The organism is Brevundimonas sp. EU05-FHT14B07, assembly GCF_058790795.1.
This window is the reverse complement of sequence record NZ_JBYTCZ010000003.1, coordinates 318,876-333,535: the sequence shown is the minus strand read 5'-3', so window position 1 is coordinate 333,535 and position 14,660 is coordinate 318,876. Positions and strand designations below refer to the sequence as shown.

General features: G+C 64.9%; 17 protein-coding genes. 16 read left to right on the top strand and 1 reads right to left on the bottom strand.

Annotated elements, in window-relative coordinates; genetic code table 11:
* The first annotated feature begins 72 nt into the window (after nt 1-72).
* From AC3WRC_RS09610 to ygiD, 4 genes are all read left to right on the top strand, one after another.
* Nucleotides 73-930 (top strand): D-alanyl-D-alanine carboxypeptidase family protein, encoded by an 858-nt coding sequence (locus tag AC3WRC_RS09610; protein ID WP_492303686.1) that lies wholly within the window; start codon nt 73-75, stop codon nt 928-930.
* Nucleotides 906-1,364, top strand: a complete 459-nt coding sequence (locus tag AC3WRC_RS09605) for a hypothetical protein (RefSeq protein ID WP_492303685.1) — start codon at nt 906-908, stop codon at nt 1,362-1,364. Before AC3WRC_RS09610 ends, AC3WRC_RS09605 begins: the two co-directional genes overlap by 25 nt.
* A gap of 98 nt (nt 1,365-1,462) precedes the next feature.
* Complete coding sequence (gene wrbA, locus AC3WRC_RS09600; protein ID WP_492303684.1) at nt 1,463-2,065, top strand: NAD(P)H:quinone oxidoreductase; 603 nt, start codon at nt 1,463-1,465, stop codon at nt 2,063-2,065.
* 4 nt (nt 2,066-2,069) lie between these two features.
* Entirely contained in the window at nt 2,070-2,828 is a 759-nt protein-coding gene (gene ygiD, locus AC3WRC_RS09595; protein WP_492303683.1) for a 4,5-DOPA-extradiol-dioxygenase, read from the top strand.
* On the opposite strand, the gene AC3WRC_RS09590 is transcribed toward ygiD, so the two are convergent.
* Nucleotides 2,829-4,382, bottom strand: a complete 1,554-nt coding sequence (locus tag AC3WRC_RS09590; RefSeq protein WP_066624756.1) for an AMP-binding protein — start codon at nt 4,380-4,382, stop codon at nt 2,829-2,831. It abuts the gene before it with no gap.
* A 183-nt stretch (nt 4,383-4,565) separates the two neighbouring features.
* On the opposite strand from AC3WRC_RS09590, the gene lipA reads away from it, so the two are divergent.
* From lipA to AC3WRC_RS09530, 12 genes are all read left to right on the top strand, one after another.
* Nucleotides 4,566-5,528, top strand: a complete 963-nt coding sequence (lipA, locus tag AC3WRC_RS09585; RefSeq protein WP_492303682.1) for a lipoyl synthase — start codon at nt 4,566-4,568, stop codon at nt 5,526-5,528.
* Between the two features lie 7 nt (nt 5,529-5,535).
* Nucleotides 5,536-5,988 carry a type II toxin-antitoxin system RatA family toxin gene (locus AC3WRC_RS09580; RefSeq protein ID WP_492303681.1) on the top strand — a complete coding sequence of 151 codons (453 nt, stop codon included), beginning with the start codon at nt 5,536-5,538 and terminating at the stop codon, nt 5,986-5,988.
* The gene (locus AC3WRC_RS09575; RefSeq protein ID WP_492303680.1) at nt 5,985-7,100 is read left to right on the top strand and encodes an NAD(P)/FAD-dependent oxidoreductase; all 1,116 of its coding nucleotides are present in this window, start codon (nt 5,985-5,987) and stop codon (nt 7,098-7,100) included. The genes AC3WRC_RS09580 and AC3WRC_RS09575 overlap by 4 nt, the downstream gene beginning before the upstream one ends.
* On the top strand, nt 7,097-7,648 hold the full coding sequence (locus AC3WRC_RS09570; protein WP_492303679.1) for a sugar O-acetyltransferase: 552 nt from the start codon (nt 7,097-7,099) through the stop codon (nt 7,646-7,648). The genes AC3WRC_RS09575 and AC3WRC_RS09570 overlap by 4 nt, the downstream gene beginning before the upstream one ends.
* A gap of 133 nt (nt 7,649-7,781) precedes the next feature.
* Complete coding sequence (gene rpmF / locus AC3WRC_RS09565) at nt 7,782-7,964, top strand: 50S ribosomal protein L32 (protein WP_026108365.1); 183 nt, start codon at nt 7,782-7,784, stop codon at nt 7,962-7,964.
* Between the two features lie 109 nt (nt 7,965-8,073).
* Nucleotides 8,074-8,694: a hypothetical protein gene (locus AC3WRC_RS09560; protein ID WP_492303678.1), complete on the top strand. Its 621-nt coding sequence runs from the start codon at nt 8,074-8,076 to the stop codon at nt 8,692-8,694.
* 89 nt (nt 8,695-8,783) lie between these two features.
* Complete coding sequence (eno, locus tag AC3WRC_RS09555; RefSeq protein WP_039243670.1) at nt 8,784-10,061, top strand: phosphopyruvate hydratase; 1,278 nt, start codon at nt 8,784-8,786, stop codon at nt 10,059-10,061.
* Nucleotides 10,062-10,199: 138 nt separating this feature from the next.
* Nucleotides 10,200-10,499, top strand: a complete 300-nt coding sequence (locus tag AC3WRC_RS09550; RefSeq protein ID WP_017504845.1) for an FtsB family cell division protein — start codon at nt 10,200-10,202, stop codon at nt 10,497-10,499.
* Nucleotides 10,500-10,633: 134 nt separating this feature from the next.
* Nucleotides 10,634-11,662, top strand: coding sequence for a pyruvate dehydrogenase (acetyl-transferring) E1 component subunit alpha (pdhA, locus tag AC3WRC_RS09545; protein WP_091746646.1), 1,029 nt, complete (start codon nt 10,634-10,636; stop codon nt 11,660-11,662).
* Nucleotides 11,663-11,665: 3 nt separating this feature from the next.
* Nucleotides 11,666-13,045 carry a pyruvate dehydrogenase complex E1 component subunit beta gene (locus AC3WRC_RS09540; RefSeq protein WP_492303677.1) on the top strand — a complete coding sequence of 460 codons (1,380 nt, stop codon included), beginning with the start codon at nt 11,666-11,668 and terminating at the stop codon, nt 13,043-13,045.
* Nucleotides 13,042-13,359 (top strand): DUF5076 domain-containing protein, encoded by a 318-nt coding sequence (locus AC3WRC_RS09535; protein ID WP_091746652.1) that lies wholly within the window; start codon nt 13,042-13,044, stop codon nt 13,357-13,359. Before AC3WRC_RS09540 ends, AC3WRC_RS09535 begins: the two co-directional genes overlap by 4 nt.
* Nucleotides 13,359-14,660: a pyruvate dehydrogenase complex dihydrolipoamide acetyltransferase gene (locus AC3WRC_RS09530; protein WP_492303676.1), complete on the top strand. Its 1,302-nt coding sequence runs from the start codon at nt 13,359-13,361 to the stop codon at nt 14,658-14,660. The genes AC3WRC_RS09535 and AC3WRC_RS09530 overlap by 1 nt, the downstream gene beginning before the upstream one ends.

Here is a 14,660-nt window from a genome sequence, read left to right as displayed (position 1 = left end):
GCGCGTCACCATGCCAGCGATCGGTGACGCATGCACTTGTGAGATCGACCGGCTTGGGGCTTCCTGTGGGACATGTGGCGAAGCCTTTTTGCGTTCCTGTCCGTTTGCTTCGTTCTGACGTTTGCCGGCGGCGCGCGTGCGGCCGGGCCCTGTCACACCAACGCCGACGGCTGGCAGGCGCAGGGACTGGCGAACGCGGGGTCGGCCTACGGCATGGAATGGGCGCCGTTCGGGGCGGCGGAGTGGGGGTGGCAGGCCTATCTGCCGCTGATCCAGCGCGAACTGCATACGGCCTGCGGGCCCGGCACGCCGATCTTCGCATCGCAACTGGCGGGGTTTCAGCAGACGCACGGCCTCGCGCCGACCGGCCTGTTCGATGCGGCGACATTCCAGGTGTTTCGCGGCCTTTGGCAGGAGCGGCGGCCGTTCGTCATGGCGCGCGTCAGCGGAGCCTGTCCCGAGCCGCCGCCGATCAATCAACTGGGCTATCTGGTCGAATCTGAAGAGCATGCCGACCGTCTGACACGTCTGCTGCGCCGCGACGTGCTGGACGCCTATCGTCGGCTGGTCGCGGCCGCGCGGGCGGAGGTTCCGGAGGTGGGGGCCGATCCAGAACTGCTGCAGATCTTCTCCGGCTTCCGCGATCCCGAGGCGGACGCGGCGCGCTGTGCGCAGCAGGGCAACTGCGACGGCCTGCGCCGCGCCGTCTGCTCGCCGCATCGGACCGGCACGGCGGTCGATCTGTATATCGGCCAGGCGCCGGGTCTGGGTGTCGATTCCACCACCCCGGTTAGTCGCGAATATATGGCGCGGTCGAAGACCTATCGCTGGCTGGTTGCGAACGCTGGGCGTTTCGGCTTTGTGCCCTATGTCTATGAGCCGTGGCACTGGGAGTATGTGAAGCCTTGGGATCCTTCGTTCGCGCCCTGACCGAAGCTGAAAAGGGCCTAGCGCGAGAGGCGTTCGGCGCTGCAATCGACCTGGCGCCCGTCCGTTTTATCGGCTGGCCTTTCCGCCGCGCCTTCGTGGCTGGACGCTGGTTCGGGCGAGACTGGATCGTGTGGCCTCAAGCGCAGCTCGTCTCCGACTTCGCGGCAGCGCCGGTTCGCATGCAGGGCGTCCTGATCCATGAACTGACGCACGTCTGGCAAGCCCAGCAGGGCGTCAATCTGCTGTTCGCCAAGCTGAAAGCTGGGGACACACCCGCCTCCTATGCCTACCGCGTGGAACTGACCTGCCGTTGGGACGCCTTGAACATCGAACAGCAAGCGATGGTGATGGAGCACCGTTTCCATTGTCGTCGCGGTCGCCCCACGCCGGGCGACGAGACCTTTTACGATACCATCTGTCCCTTCGAGACGTGATTTGAGGTCGGGGACTTGCGGAACGGCTGGCAGCGCGCCAAGTTAGCAACGGTCGTTGTTGCGAATGACGACCGTTGCCATTCAACGGAGCCTCCTCGATGCCGAAAGTCCTCGTCCTCTATCATTCGACCTATGGTCACCTGGAAACCATGGCCGTGGCGGTCGCCGAAGGCGCGCGCGAGGTCGACGGCGCCGTCGTGGACATCAAGCGCGTGCCGGAAACCGTGCCGGAAGAGCTGGCTAAGGCCTCGCACTACAAGCTGGATCAAAAGGCGCCGATCGCGAAGATCGACGATCTGAAGGACTATGACGCCATCATCATCGGCGCCGGCACCCGCTTCGGTTCGGCCGCGTCGCAAATGCGCGCCTTCCTGGATCAGGCCGGCGGCCTGTGGTTCTCGGGCGCCTTGATCGGCAAGGTTGGCGGGGCCTTTACCGCGACGGCGACACAGCACGGCGGTCAGGAGACGACGTTCCAAGGCCTGCACAACTTCTTCATGCACCACGGCATGCCGGTCGTGGGTCTGCCCTATTCCTTCCAGGGGCAGATGACGCTGGACGCCATCCACGGCGGCTCGCCCTATGGCGCATCGACGATCACGGGCGGTGACGGCTCGCGTCAGCCCAGCGACGTCGAGCTGGACGGCGCCCGGTTCCAGGGCAAGCATATCGCCGAGTTGGCCAAGAAGCTGCACGGCTGACCTGATGCGCCAGCCCGCCGTCTTCTTCGGCCACGGTTCGCCCATGAATGCGCTTGGCGGTCCCTATGGGGCCGCCTGGCATGCGCTGGGCGAAGCGATCGGCAAGCCCATGGGGGTGGTGATGATCTCCGCCCACTGGGAGACGCGCGGGCTGGGCGTCACCGCGCAGGAGAATCCCGAAACCATCCATGACTTCGGCAATTTCCCGCGCGAACTTCATCAGATGCAGTATCCGGCGCCCGGGTCGCCTACGCTGGCGGCGCGGGTGTCGGCGCTGACCGGCGCAGTTCAGACGCAAGGGTGGGGCCTGGATCACGGGACCTGGTCGGTGCTGTGCCATGTTTGGCCAGAGGCAGACGTGCCCGTGGTTCAGTTATCGCTGAATCGCGAGCTGACGGCGCGCCAGCATTACGAACTGGCCAAGGCGCTGAAACCGCTGCGCGACGAGGGAATCGTCATCGCCGGCTCGGGCGACTTCGTCCACAATCTGCGGACCTGGAAGCGCGAGGACGGCGCAGAGCCCTACGCCTGGGCGACCGGCTTCAACGAGGCGGTCAAGACGGCGTTCGAACGGGGCGACCATGAAGCGCTGATCGACTGGGTGGGTCTGGCCGAGGACGCGCAACTGAGCGTGCCGACCGACGAACATTTCCTGCCGGTGCTTTACATCGCCGCCCAGCAGGAGCCGGGCGAGGCGGTCAGCTTCTTCAACGACCGTATCGACGGCGGCTCGATCTCGATGACGGGCGTCCGGATCGGCTGATCAGGCCGCCTTCTCGGCCTCGACCATCTTCTGGATCGACACATAGTCGGTCTTGCCGGTGCCCAGGACGGGGACCTCGGCGACCTTGACGATCTTTTTCGGCACGATCAGTTCGGGCGCGCCGTTGGTTCGCGCCCATTCGGCCAGGGGCGCGACCTCAGCGTCTGCGTGGTCAGTGACGAGCACCAGCTTCTCGCCCTTGCGGCTGTCCGGAATCGACACCACGGCGTGGCGCTGATCCGGCCAGACGGCGCCGGCGATCCCTTCGACGGCGGTTAGTGAGACCATCTCGCCGCCGATCTTGGCGAAGCGCTTGGCGCGGCCGCGGATGGTGACATAGCCGTCGTCGGTCACATCGACGATGTCGCCGGTGTCCAGCCAGTCGTCGCCAATCGGATCCCACTGCAAGGGCTCGGCCGAGGTGACATAGCCGCTCATGACATTGGGCCCGCGCAGCATTAGGCGACCGCCTGCTTCGATGCCCTCAACGGGCTCCAGCTTCCAGTCGATGCCGGGCAGCACCTGACCGACCGTGCCGGGCGCGTTTCGGTCAGGATGGTTGACGGCGATCACGGGCGAGGCCTCGGTTGCGCCGTAGCCTTCCAGTAGTTCGACGCCGCCGAACTTGGTGTTGAACAGGGTGCGGGTTTCCTCGCGCACCTTTTCGGCGCCGGCGACGACGAACTTCAGCGTCGAGAAGTCGTTCGGCTCGGCGACGCGGCCGTACTGGTTCAGGAAGGTGTCGGTCGCGAACAGGATCGAGGCCTTCACCTGGGGCAGCAGGTCGGTGATCTGTTTGGCGTGCAGCGGCGACGGATACTGGAACGCCTTCAACCCTTGCAGCAGCGGCAGAATGACCCCGCCGGTCAGGCCGAAACAGTGGAAGGTCGGCAGGGGATTGAACATCACCCATTCGGGCAGCAGGTCGATGTGGGCCGCTACCTGACGCGCATTGGCGACGAGGTTCTTTTGGCTCAGCACCACCCCCTTGGGCGTGCCGAAACTGCCGGAGGTGAACAGGACGACGCCCGGCGCATCGGGGTCCGTCTTCACGCGGAACCGCTTGGGCGCCGCGCCGGCGGCGAGGCCGTAGAGCTTGTCGGCCAAGCCGATGGTCTTGCGGACATCGTCCAGCCAGACGACCTCGGCCACCGTCTTCAGTTCGACGATCAGGTCGTCCAACTTGGCCTGGTCAATGAAGCGTTTGGCGGTCAGCACCTTCTTGACGCCCGAGGCCTTGATCGCCGCCTTCAGATTGGCTTCGCCGGCGGTGAAGTTCAGCATCACCGGCACACGACCGTGGGCGTGCAGACCGAAGAAGGTGACGACGACGCCCATGGACGACGGCAGCAGGATGGCGACCCGCTCGCCCTTGTCGGTCATATTGGCGATCTTGCGGCCTAGCACGAAGGCGGCGCGGATCAGGCCGGTGTAGGTCAGCGGATGCCGGTCCTGATCCTCAAGGATTTCCTTGTCGCCGAACCGCGACCGCGCATCGATCAGGGCGTCGATCAGGGTCGAGTCGTAAAGCGAGGGATCCAGGGCCTGGCGCAAGCGCGTCTCCTACGGAGGACGCGGGCGGCCCTCTCTGTTGTTCGGGCGACTGTCATTAATGACGCCGCGTCATCTTGAAAAGATGCGTAACGTCGCGTGAGTTCCGATGCGCGATCACGCCTGCGGCAAGTCTGTTACCCGGTGTGCCTTGCCTAAACGGCCTCAAAGTCCGAAATACCGGCCATGGTCACCCTGATCGACACCCTTCAGCGCAAGCCGTCCGAGCTGCGTCACCCCGAAAAGCAGAACCGGCCCGAGTCGATCGTTCTGAAAAAGCCCGACTGGCTGCGGGTCAAGGCGCCGGGCTCTGGTCAATACAACGCCACCAAGGAGATCGTTCGCTCCAAGGGGTTGGTGACGGTCTGTGAAGAGGCGGCCTGCCCGAACATCGGCGAGTGCTGGAGCCAGAAACACGCCACCCTGATGATCATGGGCGACACCTGCACGCGGGCCTGCGCCTTCTGCAACGTCAAGACGGGCTTGCCTCAGCCGCTGGATCCGGAAGAGCCGGGCAAGGTGGGCTTGGCTGTCCAGCAGATGGGCCTGAACCACGTCGTCATCACCTCGGTCGATCGCGACGATGTGGCCGACGGCGGCGCAGCCCACTTCGCCGAGGTGGTGCGCCAGATCCGCATCCAGGCGCCGGACACCACCATCGAGATCCTGACGCCCGACTTCCTGCGAAAGGACGGGGCGGCTGCCGTAATGATCGACGCCAAGCCCGACGTCTTCAATCACAACCTGGAGACCGTTCCGCGCCTGTATCTGAAGATCCGGCCGGGCGCGCGCTACTTCCACAGCCTGCGCCTGTTGCAGATGGTCAAGGAGCGCGACCCGAACCAGTTCACCAAGTCCGGCATCATGGTCGGCCTGGGCGAAACCAAAGAAGAGGTCATGCAGGTGATGGACGACATGCGGTCCGCCGGCGTCGACTTCATCACCATCGGCCAGTACCTGCAGCCGACGCGCAAACATGCCGCGATCGACCGCTTCGTCACGCCGGAAGAGTTCAAGGCGTATGAGGCGATCGCCCGGGCCAAGGGCTTCCTGATGGTGTCGTCCAGCCCGCTGACGCGTTCGTCGCACCACGCCGGAGACGATTTCGCCCGGCTGAAGGCGGCGCGCGAGGCGCAGCTGCGCCGCTAAGTTCCGAATGGCCGTCCACCGCGTCACGCGCATTCTTCCCTATGCGCCCGAACAGCTTGCCGATCTGGTCGCCGACGTGCGTGCCTATCCCGACTTCGTGCCGTGGGTGACGTCGATGCGCGTCTGGAACGCGCGCGAGGAAGGCGAGGGCGTCGGCTTGCAGGACGCGGAGGCCAGCGTCGGGTTTTCCTTTCTAAAGGAGCGGTTCTCTACCTGGGTCCGGCATGATCGTAATGCGCCGAAGGTCGAGGTCGGCTTGCTGCGCGGGCCCTTCAAGCACCTGAAGAACCGCTGGGAGTTCCTTCCTCATCCCGGCGGCACGCGGCTGGAGTTCATGATCGACTTCGCCTTCAAGTCCCGGATGCTGGACATGATGCTGTCGGCGAACTTCGACCGGGCCGTGGAAAAGCTGATCGGCTGTTTCGAGGCCGAGGCGAAACGGAGATACGACGTCCGATGAGTTTTGATTTCGACGCGACCGTCGTGGGCGCCGGGGCTGTGGGCCTGGCCTGCGGTCGGGCGTTGTCGAAACGAGGCCTGACGGTGCTGGTGCTGGAGAAGGAAGGCCACATCGGCCAGGGCGTCTCCTCCCGCAATTCCGAGGTGATCCACGGCGGCCTCTATTACCCGACCGGATCGCTGAAGGCCCGCTTCTGCGTCGAGGGACGCCGTGCGCTCTACGACTTCCTGGCCAGCCGCAAGATCGATCACTGGAAATGCGGCAAGCTGGTCGTGGCGACGCAGGAATCAGAGGTCGAGCAGATCGAGGCGATCTTCGAACAGGCGACGGCGAATGGCGTCGAAGGGCTGGCGCATCTGACCGGCGCACAGGCGCGGGCGCTGGAACCCGAACTGAATGCTCATGCCGCCATCCTGTCGCCCGAGAGCGGGCTGTTCGACAGCCACGGCTATATGCTGGCCCTGCAGGGCGAGATCGAGGATGCGGGCGGGTCGGTCGTGGTCTCGGCGCCGTTCGAAGGCGCAGAGCCGCTGGCGGGCGGCGGCTTCACGATCCGTGTCGGCGGGGAGGGGGCGATGCAGGTCGCCAGCCGCCTTCTGGTCACCGCGCCCGGACTGTCGGCCCAGGCGGTGGCGGCGTTGATCGAAGGCTATCCTCTCGGTGACATCCCTGCCCGACATTTCGGCAAGGGCGTCTATTTCCGGCTGACGGGCAAGGCGCCGTTCGACCGCCTGATCTATCCGCCGCCCATCCCCGGCGCGCTGGGCACCCACTATCGCAAGGATCTGGGTGGTCAGGCCGTGTTCGGGCCCGACCTGGCCTATGTCGAAACCGAGGATTACTCGGTCGATCCTGCCAAGGCCGAAGAGTTCGCCACCTACATTCGTCGTTTCTGGCCGGGTCTGCCCGACGGCGCCCTGACGCCGGACTACGCCGGCATTCGGCCCAAACTGCATGGGCCGGGCGAGCCGCAACCGGACTTTCAGCTTCATGGCCGCGAACATCACGGCATCGATGGTCTGATGGCGCTGTTCGGCATCGAAAGCCCTGGCCTGACCAGTTCCCTGGCCATCGGTGAAGCTGTGGCCTCCGCTCTGACGGAGGCCGCATGACCGAGCGCGAGAAGATGCTGGCGGGCTTGCCTTACGATCCGGGCGATCCCGATCTGCGCGACGGTCGCGCCCGCGCCGTGGCCCTGACCGTCGCCATCAACGCCGAGCCGGATCGCGATCGGCGCGGCGCCTTGGTCAACGAACTGGTCAATGCGGCCGACGGCAAGGCGATCATCATGCCGGGCTTCTTCTGCGACTACGGCGTCAACATACATCTGGGCGCGCGGGCCTTTGCGAACGCCAACTGCGTGTTCCTGGACTGCGCCGAGATCCTTATCGGCGACAACTTCCAGGCTGGGCCAGGCGTCCAGCTGCTGACGCCGGAGCATCCGCTGGACGCGGTCGCCCGCCGGGGCGAGGAGACGGCGCGGCCGATCGTCATCGGGGACGACGTCTGGATCGGCGGCGGCGCGATCGTTCTGGCGGGCGTCACCATCGGCGATCGTTCGGTGATCGGCGCGGGATCGGTCGTGACGAAGGACGTGCCGTCCGACGTGGTGGTGGTCGGCAATCCTGCGAAGATCGTCCGGCGTCTGACGGCTGCTTAAACGCCTTGAAATCGTCGCGCGGTTCATGCATAAGCCGCGCCTCGCGTGGCGGTCCTGAGGGCCGCCGCTATTGTTTTCGCGCTAGACGGAGCTCGGCTCTGGGCGGCGCCCGACTTAGAAGATTGAGACGGACATGGCCGTTCCGAAGCGTAAAGTATCTCCCTCGCGTCGCAACATGCGCCGCGCCCACGACGCCCTGACCTCAAACGTCTACGTCGAGGACAAGGACACCGGCGAGCTGAAGCGCCCGCACCACATCGACCTGAAGACCGGCACCTATCGCGGTCGTCAGGTCATCACGCCGAAGGAAGACTAGTCTTTCAGGCGACCCCGACTTCGGTCGGATGACGATTTCGACGGCGCGCGGTGACCCGCGCGCCGTTTTCGTGCGTTCAATGCGGTGAAGCTTCCATGGGAGACGCCGCATGATGATTCGTTTCACCGCCGTCAGCGCCTGCGCGCTGCTTAGCCTCGCCGCCTGCAATCGCGCCGAAGAGCGCGTCTCAGAGCCCGCCGCAGCGCCGGTCGCTTCGGCGAACGAGACGCCCGCTACGCCCTCCGCCGATCCGAACGCTTTGACGGCAGAAGGTCTGGGGCCGGTGCGAATCGGCATGACGCGCGCCGAACTGGTGAAGGTCTGGGGCGAGGACTCCCAACCGAACGCCGTCGGCGGCGCCGAGCCCGAAGTCTGTGACCAGTTCCATCCGGCAAACGCGCCAGCAGATGTGCAGGTGATGGTCCAGAACGGCGTGCTGACGCGAATCACCCTGGCGCGCGGTGCGACGACGAAGACCGATCGTGGATTCGGGGTGGGCGATACGGCCATGGCGATCAAGCAAGCCTATGGCGGCGCGGTTTTCGCCCAGCCGCACAAATACCAGGAGGCGCCGGCCGAGGATCTGTTCGTCTGGTCGAAGGGCGGATCGACGACCTATGTCACCGATCCATCGGCGCGCGGCGTTCGATATGAGATCGGCAGCGACGGCAAGGTAATGATGGTCCACGCGGGTGATCCTTCGATCCAGCTCGTCGAGGGCTGTTCCTGACGCCTGGCGACGATGTCGGCATTGGCGTTTGGTGGGGAGGCGGCTAAACCGTCGGACCTCCCTTGCCCCTTGAGCCAAAGAGCCGAGCCATGACCGACATCGCCGACATCGTCGCCCGCCAGATCCTCGACAGCCGGGGCAATCCGACGGTCGAGGTCGATGTCACGCTGGAAGATGGTTCGTTTGGCCGCGCCGCCGTTCCGTCCGGCGCGTCTACGGGCGCGCACGAAGCGGTCGAACTGCGTGACGGCGACAAGGACATGTGGGGCGGCAAGGGCGTCCAGAAGGCGGTCGACGCCGTCAACGGCGAAATCTTTGACGCCCTGTCCGGCATGGATGCCGAGCAGCAGCGCCGGATCGACGAGGCGATGATCGAGCTGGACGGCACGCCCAACAAGGGCCGTCTGGGCGCCAATGCGATTTTGGGCGTGTCTCTGGCGGTCGCAAAGGCCAGCGCCCTGTCGGCCAATCAGGAACTGTATCGCTATCTGGGCGGCGTCTCGGCCCGCGTCCTGCCGACCCCGATGATGAACATCATCAACGGCGGCGCCCACGCCGATAATCCGATCGACATCCAGGAGTTCATGATCCTGCCCACCGGCGCCGAGACGTTTTCTGACGCCGTGCGCATGGGCGCCGAAATCTTCCACGCCCTGAAAAAGCAACTGAAGGACGCCGGGCACAACACGAACGTCGGCGACGAGGGCGGCTTTGCGCCCAATCTGGCCTCGGCCGATGAGGCGCTGAGCTTCATCACCAAGGCGGGCCAGGCGGCGGGCTACCTCGCGGGCGAGGATTTCCACTTGGGCCTCGACGTCGCCTCGACCGAATTCTTCAAGGACGGCAAATACGTCATGGCCGGAGAGGGCAAGACCGTCGATTCCGAAGGCATGGCCGCCTATCTGGTCGACCTGTGCGAACGCTTCCCGATCGTGTCGATCGAGGACGGCATGGCCGAGGATGACTTCGACGGCTGGCGCCTGCTGACCGAGCGCCTGGGCGACCGCGTCCAACTGGTCGGCGACGATCTGTTCGTGACCAATCCGGCGCGTCTGGCCGCCGGTATCGGCGAAGGTCTAGCGAACTCGATCCTGATCAAGGTCAACCAGATCGGCACCCTGTCGGAAACCTTGGACGCCGTCGATATGGCCCACCGCGCGGGCTATACCGCCGTGATGAGCCACCGGTCGGGCGAGACCGAGGACTACACCATCGCCGACCTGGCCGTGGCGACAAACTGCGGTCAGATCAAGACGGGCTCGTTGGCCCGCTCTGACCGCGTGGCGAAGTACAACCAGTTGCTCCGCATCGAGGAAATGCTGGGCGATCAGGGCGTCTATTTCGGCGACGGTATGCTACTCAAATAGAAATCGGAATTGTCGGCGGAGAATCAGCGTTTTCCGCCGACATTCTTACGGTCAAGCTACATTTCGTTAGGCATTTTCGGGCACGGTTTCTGAACTGTGTTTTCGCGCTCAGAAGGAGCGTCTCAAGTGCCCGAACGGATGAAACCTTACCGCCTGTCCCTCGCCCTGTTGCTGCTTCTGGCCTATCTCGGGGTGCAGGCGCTGACGGGCGAGCGCGGACTGTTGAGCGGATCGTCTCGCGACGCCCTGCTGGGGCAGCGCGAGGACCAACTGGCGCATCTGACCGAGCAGCGCCGCGACCTTGAGACACGGGTCCGCTACCTGCGCACAGACAGCCTGTCTCGCGACCTTCTGGAAGAGCGCGCGCGCGCCGTGCTCGGCTTCTCCGATCCGCGCGACTATGTGATCCGCGTCTCGGCCCCGGCCGCCCAAGGCTGAGCGACCTTCACCACTTGAACTATTGTTACAGGGCGGCCCGCACCCCTTTGCGTTACCGGAAGGAAGGCTGCTAAAGCCCCTTTCCGTAACGATAAGAAGGCGTCGGTTCTCGGCGCCTAGCCGGGAGATACCGGATGGCGAAAGCCCCAGCCAAATCCGCTCAGACGACCACGCCTGACAAACTGCCCAACACGCCGACGGCGTCCAAGGAAGATCTTCTTCGCTTCTATCGCGAGATGGTTCTGATCCGCCGCTTCGAAGAGCGTGCAGGCCAGCTGTACGGCATGGGTCTGATCGGCGGCTTCTGCCACCTGTACATCGGGCAGGAGGCCGTGGCGGTCGGTGTTCAGGAGAGCGTCAAACAGGGCCACGACAAGATCATCACCGGATACCGCGACCACGGCCATATGCTGGCCGCCGGCATGGATCCGAAAGAGGTCATGGCCGAGCTGACCGGCCGCAGCGGCGGTTCGTCCAAGGGCAAGGGCGGATCGATGCACATGTTCGACGTGCCGACCGGCTTCTATGGCGGTCACGGCATCGTCGGCGCCCAGGTGGCGCTGGGCACCGGTTTGGCCTTCGCCGGCAAGTATCGCGGCGACGATTCGGTGGCCTTCGTCTATTTCGGCGACGGCGCCTCGAACCAGGGGCAGGTGTACGAAAGCTTCAACATGGCGCAGCTGTGGAAGCTGCCGGCCATCTACATCATCGAGAACAACCAGTACGCCATGGGCACGAGCATCGAGCGCTCGTCGTCGACGACCGAACTGTATCAGCGCGGCGCCAGCTTCGGCATTCCGGGCGAGCAGGTGGACGGCATGGACGTACTGGCCGTGCGTGACGCGACGGCGCGTGCGGTGAAGCGCGCCCGCGAAGGCGGCGGTCCCTTCATCCTGGAAGTGAAGACCTATCGCTATCGCGGTCACTCGATGTCTGACCCGGCCAAGTACCGGACCAAGGAAGAGGTCGACGAGGTCAAGAAGACCCGCGACCCGATCGATCACCTGAAAATGCTGCTGTCGGCCGCCAAGGCGACCGAGGACGAGCTCAAGGCCATCGATACCGAAATCAAGGCGATCGTCGCCGAAGCTGTTCAATTCGCCCAAGAGAGCCCGGAACCCGATCCGTCCGAGCTCTATACCGACGTCTACGTGGAGGCCTGATCCGTGACCGACATTCTGATGCCGGCGCTGTCCCCCACGATGGAAGAGGGCACGCTGACCAAGTGGCACATCAAGGCGGGCGACACCGTGTCGGCCGGCCAGGTGATCGCCGAGATCGAAACCGACAAGGCGACGATGGAAGTCGAGGCCGTGGACGAAGGCGAAGTGCTGGAAATCCTGGTCGCCGAAGGCTCCGAGAACGTGAAGGTCAACACGCCGATCGCGCGTCTGGCCGGCGAAGACGGCGCAGCGGCGCCTGCGCCCAAGGCTGAATCCGCAAAGGGCGAAGCTGAGGCGCCCAAGGCTGCGGCCGAGGGTAAGACTGGCGATCCCGAAAAGGCCCCGGCCCAGACCGCGACACCCAAGGTCGAACTGCGCGACCCGGAAATTCCGGCCGACGCCAAACTGGTCAAGACGACCGTGCGCGACGCCCTGCGTGACGCCATGGCCGAAGAGATGCGCCGCGATGACCGCGTCTTCCTGATCGGCGAGGAAGTCGCCCAGTACCAGGGCGCCTACAAGGTCAGCCGTGACCTGCTGCAGGAGTTCGGCGACCAGCGCGTCGTGGACACCCCGATCACCGAGCACGGCTTCGCCGGCCTGGGCGTCGGCGCCGCCATGTCGGGCCTGAAGCCGATCGTCGAGTTCATGACGTTCAACTTCGCCATGCAGGCGATCGATCACATCATCAACTCGGCCGCCAAGACGCTCTATATGTCGGGCGGTCAGATCCGCGCGCCTATCGTCTTCCGCGGTCCGAACGGCGCTGCTTCGCGCGTCGGCGCCCAGCACAGCCAGGACTACTCGGCCTGGTATGCGCAGGTGCCGGGTCTGAAGGTCATCGCGCCGTACGACGCGGCCGACGCCAAGGGCCTGCTGAAAGCCGCCATTCGTGACCCGAACCCGGTCGTCTTCCTCGAACACGAGATGATGTACGGCCTGGAGTTCGATGTGCCGGAGGTCGAGGACTATGTCCTGCCGATCGGCAAGGCCAAGGTCCGTCGCGAAGGCAAGGACGTCACCATCACCGCCCACAGCCGCATGGTCGGCTTCGCCCTGCAGGCCGCCGAGAAGCTGGCCGAGGAGGGTATTGAGGCTGAGGTGATCGACCTGCGCACTCTGCGCCCCCTGGATCACGAGACCATCGTCGAGAGCGTCAAGAAGACCAACCGTTTGGTCTCGGCCGAAGAGGGCTGGGGTCCGATGGGCGTCGGCGCCGAGGTCGTGGCCCGCGTCATTGAGCACGCCTTCGATTATCTGGATGCCCCGCCGCTACGCGTGCACCAGGAAGACGTGCCGCTGCCCTATGCCGCCAATCTGGAAGTGCTGTCGCTGCCGGGCGTGGACAAGATCATCGCCGCCGTGAAACAGGTGATGGCATGACCGAGGCATCGGAGTTCATGCTGACGACGCCAGACAGCGTCGCTGCTGACCCCAAGGCCATCGAAGTCCTTCGGATGTGGTGGTCGAAGGACGAGCCGGTGATGTCTGTCAAACCGGCCTTCAACGATCCCATACAGTTCGGTCGGCTGCTGGCCTATGCGGCGCGACACATGGCGCACGGTTATGCCGTGCGTCATCAACACGATGAAACTGCGGCCTACCACCGCATCCTCGAAGGTCTCAGCGAAGTGGTGAAGGCGAATGACGTCCGCACTGTCGCCGAACCGATCGCGCCAACCGGGGGGAACGCCTGATGACCGACATCCTGATGCCGGCCCTGTCTCCGACGATGGAGGAGGGCGTTCTGGCCAAGTGGCACGTCAAGGTCGGAGACGTCGTGTCCGCCGGAGACGTGATCGCCGAGATCGAAACCGACAAGGCCACGATGGAAGTCGAGGCCGTGGATGAAGGCGAGATCACCGACATCCTGGTCGCTGAAGGCACGGAAGGCGTGAAGGTCAATACGCCCATCGCCCGCCTGAAGGACGAGGGCGGCGCGGCCGCACCCAAGCCGGCCGAAAAACCCGCCGCCAAGACGGAAGAAGCGCCCAAGGCCGAGGCCGCTCCGGCTACTGCCGAGGCGCCCAAGACAACTACGCCTGCCGCTCCGGCGCCCGCCGCGCCGAAGTCGGACAGCGGAGATCGCATCTTCTCGTCGCCGCTCGCTCGACGTATCGCCGCTCAGAACGGCGTCGATCTGAAATCGATCAAGGGCACCGGTCCCCACGGCCGCATCGTCAAGCGCGACGTCGAGGCCGCTGGCAAGGGTTCGACCCAACCGGCGACCGCCTCTTCGGCGTCGCCCGCCACGACCGCAGCCGAGCCGCGCAAGGCGCAATCTCTGGCGCAGATGGGCATTCCAGACGGCAGCTACGACCTGATCCCGCTGGACGGCATGAAGAAGGCCGTGGCGCGTCGCATGGTCGACAGCGTCCAGAATGTGCCTCACTTCCCGCTGTTCATCGATTGCGAAATCGACCAGCTGATGGCCGTGCGCGCCAAGGTCAACAAGATGCTGGAGCCGCAAGGGATCAAGGTTTCGGTCAACGACTTCGTCATCAAGGCCGCCGCCCTGGCCCTGAAGATGGTGCCGGAGGCGAACGCCTCCTACACGCCGGAAGGCATCGCCATGCACCACAACGCCGATGTCTCCATGGCGGTGGCGATCGATGGCGGCCTGATCACTCCGATCATCAAGAAGGCCGAAACCAAGGGCCTGGCGCAGATCGCGACAGAGTCCAAGGACCTGGCCAAGCGCGCGCGCGACCGCAAGCTGAAGCCCGAAGAGTTCCAGGGCGGCACCTTCTCGGTGTCCAACCTGGGCATGTTCGGCATCAAGCAGTTCACCTCGATCATTAATGAGCCGCAGGGTTGCATCATGAGTGTGGGCGCAGGCGAGCAGCGCGCGGTCGTCAAGAACGGCCAGGTCGTACCGGCCACGGTCATGACCGTGACCCTGACCTGCGATCACCGCGTGGTGGACGGCGCGACCGGCGCCCGCTTCCTGCAGGCGTTCAAGCCGCTGATCGAAGATCCCGTCGCGATGCTGGCGTAA

Excerpts from the sequence above, each read along its gene's own strand:
- AC3WRC_RS09570 (WP_492303679.1), top strand. The coding sequence starts at position 7,097 with ATGACCGAGCGCGAGAAGATGCTGGCGGGCTTGCCTTACGATCCGGGC.
- AC3WRC_RS09575 (WP_492303680.1), top strand. The coding sequence starts at position 5,985 with ATGAGTTTTGATTTCGACGCGACCGTCGTGGGCGCCGGGGCTGTGGGC.
- AC3WRC_RS09550 (WP_017504845.1), top strand. The coding sequence starts at position 10,200 with ATGAAACCTTACCGCCTGTCCCTCGCCCTGTTGCTGCTTCTGGCCTAT.
- wrbA (WP_492303684.1), top strand. The coding sequence starts at position 1,463 with ATGCCGAAAGTCCTCGTCCTCTATCATTCGACCTATGGTCACCTGGAA.
- AC3WRC_RS09610 (WP_492303686.1), top strand. The coding sequence starts at position 73 with ATGTGGCGAAGCCTTTTTGCGTTCCTGTCCGTTTGCTTCGTTCTGACG.
- pdhA (WP_091746646.1), top strand. The coding sequence starts at position 10,634 with ATGGCGAAAGCCCCAGCCAAATCCGCTCAGACGACCACGCCTGACAAA.
- AC3WRC_RS09535 (WP_091746652.1), top strand. The coding sequence starts at position 13,042 with ATGACCGAGGCATCGGAGTTCATGCTGACGACGCCAGACAGCGTCGCT.
- AC3WRC_RS09530 (WP_492303676.1), top strand. The coding sequence starts at position 13,359 with ATGACCGACATCCTGATGCCGGCCCTGTCTCCGACGATGGAGGAGGGC.
- lipA (WP_492303682.1), top strand. The coding sequence starts at position 4,566 with ATGGTCACCCTGATCGACACCCTTCAGCGCAAGCCGTCCGAGCTGCGT.
- rpmF (WP_026108365.1), top strand. The coding sequence starts at position 7,782 with ATGGCCGTTCCGAAGCGTAAAGTATCTCCCTCGCGTCGCAACATGCGC.
- AC3WRC_RS09560 (WP_492303678.1), top strand. The coding sequence starts at position 8,074 with ATGATGATTCGTTTCACCGCCGTCAGCGCCTGCGCGCTGCTTAGCCTC.
- ygiD (WP_492303683.1), top strand. The coding sequence starts at position 2,070 with ATGCGCCAGCCCGCCGTCTTCTTCGGCCACGGTTCGCCCATGAATGCG.
- AC3WRC_RS09580 (WP_492303681.1), top strand. The coding sequence starts at position 5,536 with ATGGCCGTCCACCGCGTCACGCGCATTCTTCCCTATGCGCCCGAACAG.
- eno (WP_039243670.1), top strand. The coding sequence starts at position 8,784 with ATGACCGACATCGCCGACATCGTCGCCCGCCAGATCCTCGACAGCCGG.